The 13,386-nt window shown below is 63.4% G+C and carries 12 protein-coding genes and 1 pseudogene; all 13 read left to right on the plus strand.

Annotation, left to right across the window (positions count from 1 at the left end):
* The first annotated feature begins 1 nt into the window (after window position 1).
* The 13 genes and pseudogenes from rplO (at window position 2) to PSRA_RS01540 (ending at window position 13,316) form a co-directional block, all read left to right on the plus strand.
* Window positions 2–466 (plus strand): 50S ribosomal protein L15, encoded by a 465-nt coding sequence (gene rplO, locus PSRA_RS01480; RefSeq protein WP_094660094.1) that lies wholly within the window; start codon window positions 2–4, stop codon window positions 464–466.
* A 156-nt stretch (window positions 467–622) separates the two neighbouring features.
* A pseudogene (secY, locus tag PSRA_RS01485) lies at window positions 623–1,918 on the plus strand (preprotein translocase subunit SecY); the annotation flags it as partial.
* 473 nt (window positions 1,919–2,391) lie between these two features.
* On the plus strand, window positions 2,392–2,955 hold the full coding sequence (locus PSRA_RS01490; RefSeq protein WP_094660095.1) for an adenylate kinase: 564 nt from the start codon (window positions 2,392–2,394) through the stop codon (window positions 2,953–2,955).
* A gap of 210 nt (window positions 2,956–3,165) precedes the next feature.
* A complete protein-coding gene (locus tag PSRA_RS01495) occupies window positions 3,166–3,780 on the plus strand; it encodes a LemA family protein (protein ID WP_094660096.1) in 615 nt (204 codons plus the stop codon).
* Window positions 3,781–3,804: 24 nt separating this feature from the next.
* Window positions 3,805–6,210: a DUF2207 domain-containing protein gene (locus PSRA_RS01500; RefSeq protein ID WP_094660097.1), complete on the plus strand. Its 2,406-nt coding sequence runs from the start codon at window positions 3,805–3,807 to the stop codon at window positions 6,208–6,210.
* A gap of 195 nt (window positions 6,211–6,405) precedes the next feature.
* Window positions 6,406–6,624 (plus strand): translation initiation factor IF-1, encoded by a 219-nt coding sequence (gene infA, locus PSRA_RS01505; protein ID WP_094660098.1) that lies wholly within the window; start codon window positions 6,406–6,408, stop codon window positions 6,622–6,624.
* 9 nt (window positions 6,625–6,633) lie between these two features.
* The gene (gene rpmJ, locus PSRA_RS01510; protein ID WP_094660099.1) at window positions 6,634–6,747 is read left to right on the plus strand and encodes a 50S ribosomal protein L36; all 114 of its coding nucleotides are present in this window, start codon (window positions 6,634–6,636) and stop codon (window positions 6,745–6,747) included.
* A 173-nt stretch (window positions 6,748–6,920) separates the two neighbouring features.
* On the plus strand, window positions 6,921–7,295 hold the full coding sequence (rpsM, locus tag PSRA_RS01515) for a 30S ribosomal protein S13 (protein WP_094660100.1): 375 nt from the start codon (window positions 6,921–6,923) through the stop codon (window positions 7,293–7,295).
* 99 nt (window positions 7,296–7,394) lie between these two features.
* Window positions 7,395–7,793 (plus strand): 30S ribosomal protein S11, encoded by a 399-nt coding sequence (gene rpsK / locus PSRA_RS01520; RefSeq protein WP_094660101.1) that lies wholly within the window; start codon window positions 7,395–7,397, stop codon window positions 7,791–7,793.
* An 80-nt stretch (window positions 7,794–7,873) separates the two neighbouring features.
* Window positions 7,874–8,875 carry a DNA-directed RNA polymerase subunit alpha gene (locus tag PSRA_RS01525; protein ID WP_094660102.1) on the plus strand — a complete coding sequence of 334 codons (1,002 nt, stop codon included), beginning with the start codon at window positions 7,874–7,876 and terminating at the stop codon, window positions 8,873–8,875.
* Between the two features lie 188 nt (window positions 8,876–9,063).
* Complete coding sequence (gene rplQ / locus PSRA_RS01530) at window positions 9,064–9,690, plus strand: 50S ribosomal protein L17 (RefSeq protein WP_094660103.1); 627 nt, start codon at window positions 9,064–9,066, stop codon at window positions 9,688–9,690.
* Between the two features lie 253 nt (window positions 9,691–9,943).
* The gene (gene truA / locus PSRA_RS01535) at window positions 9,944–10,870 is read left to right on the plus strand and encodes a tRNA pseudouridine(38-40) synthase TruA (protein WP_245834824.1); all 927 of its coding nucleotides are present in this window, start codon (window positions 9,944–9,946) and stop codon (window positions 10,868–10,870) included.
* 196 nt (window positions 10,871–11,066) lie between these two features.
* On the plus strand, window positions 11,067–13,316 hold the full coding sequence (locus tag PSRA_RS01540) for a circularly permuted type 2 ATP-grasp protein (protein WP_094660105.1): 2,250 nt from the start codon (window positions 11,067–11,069) through the stop codon (window positions 13,314–13,316).
* The last annotated feature ends 70 nt before the right edge of the window (window positions 13,317–13,386 follow it).

Consider the following 13,386-nt stretch of genomic DNA (forward strand, 5'->3'; position numbering starts at 1 on the left):
TATGGCTAACAACAACGAAGAAGTCGACATCCTCCAGATGCACGACCTGCGTCCGGCGCCCGGCGCGAACAAGCGTCGCAAGCGCGTCGGCCGTGGCGAAGGCTCCCGTGGCAAGACCTCGGGCCGCGGTACCAAGGGTACCGGCGCCCGTTACCAGGTCCGTCCTGGTTTCGAAGGCGGCCAGCTGCCTCTGTACATGCGTCTGCCGAAGCTTCGTGGTTTCAAGAACCCGTTCCGCAAGGAATATCAGGTCGTGAACCTCAAGCGCGTCGCCGAGCTCTTCCCGGAGGGTGGCGAGATCACCCCGGAGCAGCTCGCAAAGGCCGGTGCCGTGCGCGCCGGCGAGCCGGTGAAGGTCCTCGCCGATGGCGAGATCTCCAAGGCCTACACCTTCAAGGGCGTGAAGGTCTCCGCCTCCGCGCTCAAGAAGATCGAGGCCGCCGGCGGTTCGGTCTCCGAGGACTAGTAGACTGGTCCGCGGGGTCATAGCCGGAGATTTTGTCCCCTTCCTGCCGTTTGTGCGGGAAGGGGACAATTTGTTTGCTATGATGTTGTTCAGTGTGTGCCCGAGAACGGACTGCAGAGCTGGAGTCTGTATGTTCGACCGAGGAAGGAACATAGAGTGAGAACGCTTATCCAGGCGTTGCGCACTAAGGAGTTGCGCAACAAGATCCTTTTCGTGCTGTTCATGATATTGATCTACCGAATCGGATCATTCATCCCGACCCCGGGCGTCGATTACACCGCCGTCCACGATTGCGTCACGACGATGTCGGGCTCGAGCCAGGAGAACTTCATCGGCCTGGTCAACCTCTTCTCGGGCGGTTCGCTGCTTCAGCTCTCGATCTTCGCGCTGGGCGTCACGCCGTATATCACCGCATCCATCGTGGTGCAGCTGCTGCGCGTCGTGATTCCGCGCTTCGAACAGCTCCATCGCGAAGGCCAGTCCGGTGAGGCCAAGCTCACCGAGTACACCCGTTGGGTCACCATCGGCCTCGCCCTGCTCCAGTCCGCCACCATCATCGTGACGGCCCGCAGCGGCGCTCTGTTCAACTACATGTGCTCCAACGTCATCGCCGACGACTCGCCGATCACCATCATCGTCATGATCCTCGTGATGACGGGCGCCACCGGCCTCATCATGTGGATGGCCGAGCTCATCACCGACAAGGGCATCGGCAACGGCATGTCCGTCCTTATCTTCATCTCCATCTGCTCCGGCTTCCTTACGAATCTGTGGAATATCCACGATGAGACCAATGGCTGGGTGAAGTTCGGCGTCGTCGTGGGCGTGTTCATCGTCATCCTCATCTTCGTGGATTACGTCGAGCTGTGCCAGCGCCGCATTCCGGTGCAGTACACGCGCCGCATGATCGGTCGCAAGATGTACGGCGGCAGCTCCACTTATCTGCCGATGAAGATCAACATGTCGGGCGTCATCCCGCCAATCTTCGCCGCGTCCATCCTCTCGGTCCCGACGCTTATCGCACAGTTCGGAAGCTCTGACCAGTCCTGGGTCAAGTGGATCAATACGAACCTGGGTTCGTCCACGACGGTCTGGTACATCGTTCTGTACTCGGTCATGATTGTGTTCTTCACGTTCTTCTACACCTCCGTCACCTTCAACCCGGAGGAGGTCGCGGACGACATGAAGCAGTACGGCGGCTTCATCCCCGGCATCCGCGCCGGCCGTGCCACCGCCGAGTACCTCAACTACGTCGTGAACCGTCTGAACACGGTCGGCGCCATTTACATCCTCTTCGTCGCCCTCATCCCGACCGTGCTCATCAAGGCCCTGAACCTCAACACGGCCCTGCCGTTCGGCGGCACCACCATCCTCATCATCGCGGGCGTCGGCCTCGACACGCTGCGCCAGGCGAAGGCCCAGACCGAGCAGTTCCAGTACGAGCGCTTCCTCACGGCCACCGATCCGGATGACGAGGATGATGACAAGGATAAGAAGGCCGGCAAGGACGACGACACGACGTCTGACGATGCACCGGCCATCTCCGCCGCGTCCGACAAGGATAAGACGGCGTCGGTGTCCGACGATTCCGATTCCGACGATTCTTCGGATGACGATTCCGACGACGACGCGGTCGCATCCACCAAGTAGTTCCTCCCGGCTCTCGGGCCGGACACATCAGGCCGCCGGTTCCGGCGGCCTTTCCATACGGCGGAGCCATTCGCCGGCATGGTTGCGGTTATCGTCTTCCCGCCGGCTTCGGCCCTCGCCCCTGCGGTCGCCGCGGCAGACCAGATTTCGACAACCGCCCAGATTTTCAATCACCACCAGATTTCCAATACCATTGAGCATTACGCGATGCCGAGCCCTCCGGTTTTCCGCCGGCCGGTCCGGCACCGCGCAATCCCGACCAAGAAAGGCAGACAATGCGTCTTCTCATCATGGGCCCCCAGGGCGTCGGCAAGGGCACGCAGGCCGCGCTTCTGAGCAAGCACTACGGAATCCCCGCCATCTCCACCGGCGACATCTTCCGCTACAACCTCAAGAACCAGACCCCGCTCGGCAAGGAAGCGCAGGCCTATATCGACAAGGGCGAGCTCGTTCCCGACGAGCTGACCAACAAGATCGTCAAGGATCGCCTCGCCATGGACGACACCGCCAACGGCTGGATCCTCGACGGATATCCGCGCAACGCCTCCCAGGTCGAGGCCCTCGACGTCATGCTCAAGGAGCTCGGCACGCCGCTTGACGCGGTCGTGGCCCTCACCGCCGAGCACGATGTGCTCATGGAGCGCATGATGAAGCGCGCCCAGCTCGAAGGCCGCTCCGACGACAACCCGGAGACCATCGCCAAGCGCCTCGACGTGTACGCGAAGGAAACCGCCCCGCTGCTCGACACGTACAGGACGCGCGGACTGCTTCACGAATTCGACGGTTCCGGCGATATCGACCAGATCCAGGCTACGATCGTCAGCGAGCTCGGCGAGTAATCGACCGACTCCTTTCATACGGCGGCCTGTATGGCCGTCGCATCTCCTTTCCGACCCGCGGGTGCCTTTTGCCCGCGGGTCGTTTCATACCCCGGCTGTTTAAGGCTGTTCCATACGTCGGCCGGCGCGGATTCCACGATGGACTATCCGCGTTCCAAAATTCCCGTTTCTCCACATGTTCTGCCCACTCGACCCGATATGCTTGGACATATGAACATGGGAGTCCTCATCATCGTCATCGTCGTCGTGCTGCTCATCGTCTGGGTCATCGCGACATACAACGCGCTCGTGTCGCTGCACAACCTCGTGAAGAACGGGTGGGCGCAGATCGATGTGCAGCTCAAGCAACGCGCCGACCTGATCCCGAATCTCGTGGAAACCGTCAAGGGCTACGCCGCCCACGAAAGCACGGTGTTCACCCAGGTGACGCAGGCACGCGCCCACGCGCAGGAGGTGGCGCAATCGAACGCCACGCCCGACCAGCGCGCCGTCGCGGAAAACGAACTGAGCCGCGCCATCCTCAACCTGTATGCCGTCTCGGAGAACTACCCCCAGCTCCAGGCGAACACGAACTTCCTCGACCTGCAGAACCAGCTCAAGCAGATCGAGCAGAAAATCGCCTATGCACGCCAGATGTACAACGACGTCGTCATGAAGTACAACAACAAGCTGCAGATGTTCCCGTCGAATATCATCGCCGGCGCGTTCCACTTCCAGGAGGCACAGTCGTTCACCGCCTCCGACACCGACCGCAGCGTGCCGCAGGTGAGCTTCACCTCCGCGCCCGCCGGCGACCAGCCCTTCCAGCGTCCCTCGCAGCAGTGATCGATAGGCGATGAGCGCACGGCCATGACGAACGATTCGAGAGACACCACAGACACCGGAAACACGATTCCCGCACCGGTCACCGACGAGGCAGGCCGAAGCACGGCCCAAGCCCCCTCCGGCGCTGACGCCGCCCCGGCCCCGGTCGTCCCCGGCACCCCGGGCTCGCATGTTTCGCTGTTCTCCGCCAAGCGTCTGCGCGAAGGGCTTATCGGCGCACTCGTCGCCTGCCTCGTCATCGCCTTCGCCTTCGTCATCGTGAACCTCTCCGACACAGGCAGCAGCTCGGCGATGCAGTACACCAACCTCAATTACGACGTGCAGACGCAGCCCGACGGCAGCCTGAGCATCGTGGAGGACGTGACGGTGCAGCTCAAGTCCCGCGACGACGACACGCCGTGGCACCAGATCTACCAGACCTACACCCTCGACAGCCGCCAGCTGTCGAGTATCACGGGCGTCTCGGTCACGCAGATCTTCGACAACCACATGAGCACCACCTACACCAAGCAGGACTTCCAGGACCCGGGTTCCATCTCCTCAAGCACATGGGATTCCCGATACGCCGGCCATTGGTATCTCTATGACACAACCGACGCCAAGGACTTCGACCCCACCACCGACGCGGTGACGCCGAACGCCGACGGCTCCACGAAGAAAACCCTCGAGCTGGGCTGGAACATCGCGGAGGCGTCGAGCGGAACCTACACCTTCCGCATCGCCATGACCTTCGACGACGTGGCCACCCAATACAGCGACATCTCCTATTTCCAGTGGGAGCCCATCTCCGCGCAGAACACCGTGCCCATCATCAAATGCACGGGCACGATCCACATGCCGCATGGCGCGGACAGCTCCGACGTGGCGGCGTGGCTGCATTCCGACGCGAACTCCACCTACTCCATCGCCGACGATGGCACGATGACCTTCACGGTGACGCATATCCAAGCCGGGCAATACCTCGACCCCGTGTTCATCGTGGACAACAGCGCGATGGGCGACGTGCAGCGCACTGCGCCCGACACCGGCGCCGACGCTTCCTCAGGCACCACCACATCGAGCGCAGGCATGCGCCAGACCATCATCGACCAGGAGAACCAGAAGCGCAGCGACTATCTTGCCGCCCAGCAGCACGAGGCACGCCTGTCCATCATGCTCGTCATCGCCATGATCGTACTCGGCGTGCTGCTCATCATCTGGGCCATGGTCGGTGCCTTCGTCAGCTACCGCAACTCCCAGTACCGTGGCGGCATGCAGTACTGGCGCGAACCGCCGGCCATGAGCCCGGCCGCCGCCGCCCGCCTCAACGCCGTACTCGAGGGAACGGGGGAGAAGGACGTGACGTCCCGCTCCTTCTCCTCGACCTTGCTGTCGCTTGCCTCGAAGCATTGCATCGTCCTGGCGCCGGGGCCGCATGACTGGTATGCCGGCATCGACCTGACGCAGGCCGACCAGAGCGCGCTGCGCCCATATGTGGCCGACATCGCGTCGTCGCATTCGCGCCACAAGGAAAGCCTGACGACGACCATCGCGCTGACCGTGCGCAGGGGCGCACCGCTCAAGGCCTTTAACCTCAGCGTTTCCGAACGCCGCCTTCTCGAACTGCTCGAGGACTGCGCGGCGGAACTGGGCCGTGGCCAGTTCGATCTCAACGAGCTGACCGAGCAGATGCCGAAGTCGACCGGTATGAACGGCCTGCTGGTGTCCTATAAGTCGTTTGAGAACGCATGCACGAGCGAATTCGACGAGCTCGGTGCCATCACGTCCCAGTTCAGGCTGTGCGGCGTGCCGGCCATCGTCGGCTTTGTGTACCTGTTCGGGCTCATCGCCATCCTGCTGTCCACGTCGCTGCCGATGGTGCGGTACCTGGCCATCGTCGCGGGTCTGGTGGTCTCTGCGTTCGTGTCCTTCGCCACGAGCTACGGCTCGACGACGGCCATCTCGCCGGAGGGCCAGAGGTGGGCGCAGCAGGTGCAGTGCTTCAAGAACTACCTGCTCGATTACTCGCATTTCAACGACCGCGATGTGCGCGACCTTGTGCTCTGGGACCGGTATCTGGTGTATGCCGCGGCCTTCGGCATTTCGAAGAAGGTCATCGCGCAGCTGTACATGGCCATGCCGCAGATGCGCGACATCACGTGGGTGGACTCGCAGCTCGACAATTCGCTGATGTACCTGTATGTTTCGCCGCGCGCGAATATGTACAGCGGGGGAGTGGACCAGACCTACGGCGGCGGCCTGCCGGGCGATGCTTTCGGTGGCTTCGGCGACTTCGGCGCGAATCTCGAGGCGAGTTTCCACGATGTGGCCTCCGTGTTCGAGACAGCGACAAGCGGCACAGGCTCCGACTATGGCGGCGGCAGCTTCAGCGGCGGCGGATTCTCGGGCGGCGGCGGTGGCGCCGGTGGCGGCAGCTTCGGCGGCAGATGATGGTTCGCGCCGTGACGGTGACGCCGCGCGAGATACCGCCCAGCCGGCGGAGACACGCCGAGGATTCCCGTTCTGTCAACCCTCTCGGCGTGTCGCGCACCGGGAGGGTTGCGCATTTGACACGATTGTGATATTTTCAAGACTTGGTGTGTCTTCTTCAAGGCATACCTGTAAACACAGCGAGAACGGAGTCATATGGCAAAAGATGGTGTGATCGAAGTCGAAGGGACCGTCGTGGAGGCGTTGCCGAACGCGATGTTCCGTGTCGAACTCGAGAATCATCACATCGTTCTGGCCACGATTTCCGGAAAGATGCGCAAGAATTATATTCGCATCCTTCCCCAGGACCGTGTGGTGCTCGAAATGAGCCCGTACGATCTGACCCGCGGTCGTATTACATACCGATACAAGTAAAGGAAAACCATGAAGGTTAGCCCCAGCGTGAAGCGCATCTGCGAGCATTGCCGCGTGATTCGCCGCCACGGCCGCGTCATGGTGATCTGCACGAACCCGCGCCACAAGCAGCGTCAGGGCTGAGCGGACACCTCGCGACATAACAGAAAAGGCGCTAGGCCACAGTCTTCCGCTTATCCGGAGAGCTTCTCCGAATGACGGCAGGCCGCACCCCAGGACAGAGACCTGGGCCTCCGCTCGCGCAGCGGACGGGGGACGGTTTGGCGCACGATCTCTGACAAACAGAAGGAATGGCAATGGCACGTCTTGCCGGAGTCGACATCCCCAATGAGAAGCGCATCGAAATCGCCCTCACCTACATCTATGGTGTGGGTCGTACGCGCGCCAAGGAAACGCTCGCTGCCACCGGTATCAACCCGGACACGCGAGTCAAGGACCTCTCTGATGACCAGCTGATTCAGCTCCGTGATTATCTCGAGGGCAACTACAAGATCGAAGGCGATCTGCGTCGCGAAGTCGAGGCAGATATCCGTCGCAAGATCCAGATCAATTGCTACCAGGGTATTCGTCATCGTCGCCACCTCCCGGTGCGCGGCCAGCGTACGAAGACCAACGCCCGTACCCGCAAGGGTCCGAAGCGTACGGTTGCCGGAAAGAAGAAGGCCGCCTGAGTCTTGGCGGCGTAGTCCGGACCACGGGTCGCCATCCGGTCGCCGGGTGCGGTCCATCGCCTGGACGCAATATCAGCAAATCTGAGGAAATGAGGCAAAGTGGCAGCTGCTAAGCAGGCCGCCCGTAAGCCCCGTCGCAAGAACCTGAAGTCGGTTCCCGTCGGGCAGGCGCATATCAAGTCCACGTTCAACAACACGATCATCTCGATCACCGATCCGTCCGGCGCCGTGGTGTCCTGGGCGTCCGGTGGCGACGTCGGCTTCAAGGGCTCCCGCAAGTCCACGCCGTATGCCGCTGGCATGGCCGCCGAGGCCGCCGCGCGCAAGGCCATGGAGCACGGCGTGAAGAAGGTTGACGTTTTCGTCAAGGGTCCGGGTTCGGGCCGCGAAACCGCCATCCGCTCCCTCCAGTCCGCGGGTCTCGAGGTCGGTTCCATCACCGACGTCACCCCGCAGGCCCACAATGGCGTTCGTCCTCCGAAGCGCCGCCGCGTCTGAAGCACTGAGACACAGAGAACATTAAATCCAACCCGCCGGCCGGTAAGTGCACAACCGGTTTGAGCTGAAAGGATACCAACGTGCTTATCGCACAGCGTCCGTCACTGTCTGAGGAAGTCGTTTCTCCTCAGCGTTCGCGCTTCACCATCGAGCCCCTGGAGCCGGGATTCGGCTATACGCTGGGTAACTCCCTGCGCCGCACCCTGCTGAGCTCGATTCCTGGAGCGGCCGTGACGTCGGTGCGCATCTCCGGAGCCCTGCATGAGTTCACCACCCTGCCGGGCGTCACCGAGGATGTCACCGAGATTCTCCTGAACATCAAGGGAATCGTTCTCACCAGTGAATACGACGAGCCTGTCGTGATGTACCTTCGCAAGAGCGGCGAGGGCGAGGTCACCGCCGGTGACATCACTCCGCCCGCCGGCGTCACCATCGCCAACCCCGACCACCACATCGCCACCCTCGCCGAGGACGGCGAGCTCGAGGTCGAGTTCACGGTCGAGCGAGGCCGCGGCTACGTGCCCGCCTCCATGAACAAGGGCGACAACGATGAGATCGGCCGCATCCCGGTTGATTCCATCTACTCCCCGGTTCTCAAGGTGAGCTACAAGGTCGAGGCGACGCGCGTCGAGCAGCGCACCGATTTCGACCGCCTCATCGTGGATGTCGAGACCAAGCCGGCCATCACACCGCGTGATGCCGTGGCGTCCGCCGGTTCCACGCTGGTCGAGCTCTTCGGACTTTTCCGTGAGCTCAACAACCAGGCCGAAGGCATTGAAGTCGGCCCGGCTCCGGTCAAGGAGGAGGCGAACAGCGAGCTGGCGGTTCCGATCGAGGAACTCAACCTGACGCAGCGTTCGTACAACTGCCTGAAGCGCGAAGGCATCCATACGATTGGCGAGCTGGTCAATCACACCGAGCAGGACCTGCTCGATATCCGCAATTTCGGTATGAAGTCCATCGACGAGGTCAAGGAGAAGCTCCAGGCCCTTGGTCTGAGCCTCAAGGAATCCCCGCTGGGCAGCATCCCGATGAACCTGGAAGGCGGCACGTTCTACACGCCGGACGACGAGGAGAAGTAACCCTCGCCTCCGGTTCCCGCCAGGAGCGTGGCGGCGTGGCCTTCCGGCCCCGCCGCCGCAGACCCCGGCGCGCGCGGCGCGTTGCGTCCATCGTGCGCCAGGCGGGGGAACCGCCGTGTCCACCACCACCCGTCTGCCGGATGTTCGGGCGAATGCCCACCTGACGGACGGAAACCAAGGAGAACAACATGCCTACACCGAAGAAGGGCCCGCGCCTCGCGTCCAGCCCGGCACATGAGCGCCTGATGCTCGCGAACATGGCCACCAGCCTGTTCCAGAACGGCAGCATCCGCACCACGCTTCCCAAGGCGAAGCGCCTGCGTCCGCTCGCCGAGCGTCTGATCACCTTTGCCAAGCGCGGCGACCTGCACTCCCGCCGTCGCGTGATGCGCGTCATCCGTGACAAGTCCATCGTGCACAAGCTCTTCACCGAGATCGCCGAGACCATGGAGCAGCGCGAGGGCGGCTACACCCGTATCGTGCGCCTTGCCCCGCGCCGTGGCGATGCCGCTCCGATGGCCATCATCTCGCTCGTCACCGAGCCGGTGAGCGCCAAGCGCGCCACGGTTGAGGAAGCCGAAGCCGTTGCCGCCGCCGCTGATGCCGCTCGCGCCGATGGTGCCGCGGAGGATGCCGTGGAGGCCGCCGTCGAGGCCAACGAGAACAACGATGCCGACGTGGCCGCTGCCGACGCCGCCGCCGTTGAGCTCGAGAAGGACGCCAAGGCCGCCGATGCCGAGGCCAACGAGCAGGCTCTCGAGGCCGACGTGGCCGACGAGGCCGCTGCCGCCGACAAGAAGGCCGACAACGAGTAGCTCGACACCGAGCGCAGCCACGTGGCGTCGCGCCGCGTAGAGCGAAGCTCACGTTCGAGATCAGGACCCCGTACCGAATGGTGCGGGGTCCTTTCGTATGTCCTCGCCTATGTCCTCATCTAACAATGTGATGGCTTTCGGACAGTTTTCGACGATTTTCGGGCTTCGTGGCGAGGATTTTGTCCGCAAAGCATCACATTGTTATGAGGCTGACCTTGAGCCACGATGCCTCGGCTGTGGCATGATGGGGGGCATGAGACTTCGCATCGACCTGGCATATGACGGCACGGATTTCCACGGATGGGCCACGCAGCCCGGCCTGCGCACCGTGCAGGGGGAGCTCGAACGCGCCCTGGCCTTGGCGATGCATATCCGCGCGACGCCGGCAGGGATTGCGCCCTCCGCCGCCGACCCCTGGCCGCGCGTCGTCGTGGCGGGGCGCACCGACACAGGCGTCCACGCCTCCCACCAGGTCTGTCATCTCGACGTTCCCGAGGATGTGCTGCGTCGCGCCGTGGGGCATATGGATGTGCCGCCCACCGAGGCGTTGCGCCGGCGCATCTCGCATATCCTTCCGCCCGATATCGCCGTCCACGCCATCGTCGAAGCGCCCGAGGGCTTCGACGCGCGTTTCTCGGCGCTCGAACGCGTCTATGTGTACCGCGTGAGCGACGGCGCGCGCCTGTGCGATCCTCGCCTGCGCGGTTTCGTGCTGCGTTGCGACGATGACCTGGACGTGACGGCCATGAACGAGGCCGCGCGCTGTGCGATCGGCCTGCACGATTTCGGCAGCTTCGCCACGCCGAATCCGGGCGGCACCACGATCCGCGAGGTCAAGTCCGTGCTGTGGGCGCGGGCCGGGACGGGCACGCTGCCGAATCCCGACGGCGACGGGGCGCATGACGTGCCGTTCTGCGAATCCGGGCTTCTGACGTTCACGATTGTGGCCGATGCTTTCGCGCATAACATGGTGCGCTCGCTTGTCAACGCGTGCCTCCAGGTGGGGCGCGGGCGCAAAAGCGTGGAGTGGTTCCGCGGGAAGATCGCCAGCCCCGTGCGCGAAGGCGGCACGGGACCCGCGCCGGCATGCGGGCTGACGCTCGAGCGCGTCGTGTATCCCGCGGACGCCGACCTCGCCAGCCGCGCCGCCAGCATCCGCGCCCGCCGCACGCTTGAGTAGGGGAGCTCGCGTCGCCGCACGTTGGGTAGCCGCACGCCTAGTCAACCGCACGCATGGGCGCGGACATCGTATCGTATTTCCTTCTTCTCGCCGTGCCTCCTTTTGTAGCATTCCCGAAACATCGGGCGACATGCTGGGTAATACGGGGACCGTAGTGTCAGTGTCTGCGCGTATATGCATGAAGGAGGACGGAAGGATGAGCGATATACCGACCACGGGGAACGCCACGGAGTTCGTGACCGAGCGCATCGACAAGTTCATCGGCCGCCGCGGTGAGATCAACCGCGAGCTGAGCCGAAACGGGGTGCGCTTCGGCATCTATAAGAACGGCGAGTACCACGACCGGCTCTTTCCCTTCGACCCGATCCCACGCATCATCCCCTCCGATGAATTCGACGAGCTCGAGGCGGGCCTGAAACAGCGCGTCACCGCGCTGAACGCGTTCCTGCGCGACGTCTACTCCGACAAGGCCATCGTGAAGGACGGCGTGATTCCAGAGGAATATGTCTACACGTCGGCGGGCTATCTGCCGCAGGTCAACGGCATGACGCCGCCGGCCGGCGTCTTCGCACATATCGCGGGCGAGGACCTCGTGCAGGGACAGGACGGGCGCTGGTGGGTGCTCGAAGACAACCTGCGCATCCCGTCGGGCGCCAGCTACCCGCTGTTCGTGCGCGACATCGAGCGGCGCATCGACCCGCATCTGTTCCGCGACGTGCATGTACGCGACAACCGCGAGTACCCGCAGCTGCTGCGCGCCTCCATGGACTTCGTCTCGGCCAAGGGCATCAACGTGGTGCTCACGCCGGGCCGCTACAACTCCGCCTTCTTCGAACATTCCTACCTGGCGGAGAAAATCGGCGCCGTCCTCGCTTTCCCGGAGGACCTCGAGGTGCAGGGCAACAAGGTGTATTTCATCGACTACGCGGGCCGGCGGCATCGTGTGGGCGCCGTATACCGCCGCCTGTCGGACGAGTACCTCGACCCCTTCGCCTTCAACCCGGATTCCGTCATCGGCGTACCCGGCCTGCTTGGCGCGTACCGCGCGGGCAACGTGGCGATCATCAATGCGCCAGGCAATGGCGTGGCCGATGACAAGGCGATGTATTACTTCGTGCCGCGCATGATCGAGTACTACCTGCACGAAAAGCCGATTCTGCACAACGCGCCCACGTATATGCCCATGTTCGAGAAGGACCGCGCCACCGTGCTCGACAGGCTCGGCGAACTCGTCATCAAGGACGTGGCGGAGGCCGGCGGCTACGGCGTGGTGTTCGGCTCAAGCCTTGACGCGCATGGGCTCGAGGAGATGCGCGAGCGCATCACCGCCGAGCCGCGGCGTTTCATCGCGCAGGAGGTGATCCAGTTCCGCGACCTTGACGTAGTGGACCCGGATACGGGCGAGCATGTGCCGCGCAAGGCGGATCTGCGCGCCTTCGTGGTGACGGGCAAGGACACGAGCGTGTGGTATTCGGGCCTGACCCGATATTCCAGCGTGCCGGGGCAGATGATCGTGAATTCCTCGCAGGGCGGCGGCTTCAAGGACACGTGGGTGCTGGCGCCGAAGGACGCGGAGGCGCTGGGCACGATTCGGCCGGGCCGCCCGATGGCGCTGGCAAGCGATTCGGCGGCGCATTCATCGTCCCTCATCACCGCGTCGAAGGCGGAAAGCCTGTATTGGCTGGGGCGGTACACGGAGCGCGTGTTCACGACGCTCAACCGCTTCTTCCCCTTCTACGACCGCGTGATGGACACGAACGTGGAGGCCTTCCGCCCCTTCGCCGAGGCGCTCGACCTGCCGACCGACTTCAAGGATTTCGACGCCTTCGTGCACTCCTTCCTCTACGATGCGTCCGATCCGAACTCCGTGGTCAGCGCCATGAAGCGCGCCTTCGAGGATGCCATCGTGCTGCGGCCCATGCTGGGCTCGAAGGCGATCTCCTATATCGAGATGGCACTGATCGTGATGGGCGGCGACACGCCGGATCGCGACGAATCCGACATCTACCGCCAGCGCGACATCACCGATATCATCCTGACCTTCTGGGGAAGCGTGGAGAACTCCGGCGTGGCGCCGCTGCTCAAATCGTTCCTGTTCATCGGCAAGTACATCGAGCGCCTCGAGCTGTACACGAGGCTCGGCGGCGACGACGAGGAGACGCGCCCCGCTCTCGACAAGCTCATGGCGTACTGCCGCCTCGTGTCGGGCAACCCGCTTCCGCGCTGCTACTGCGACGGCCTGCAATGGCTCGTCGACCACCTTCCGCAGCGTGGGTATCCGGCGCTCGCGCATGATATCGAGAGCATCCTCCAGGGTTTCTCGAACGTGCTGCCCGAGGCGACGGTGAACGGGTCGATGATGGCGATGTCGCAGAACGCACCCGAGGCGCGGGACGGTTCGAACGATCGGGACGGAGCGAACGATCGGGACGGAGCGGAGGCGTAAGGCTTGGCTGTCCCGGAATCCTGACGGCTGCGCCCCGGAATCCTGACGGCATGGCGTGTCGGGGAACGGT

The sequence above is a fragment of the Pseudoscardovia radai genome (genome assembly GCF_002259605.1).
GTDB classification, from domain to species: domain Bacteria; phylum Actinomycetota; class Actinomycetes; order Actinomycetales; family Bifidobacteriaceae; genus Pseudoscardovia; species Pseudoscardovia radai.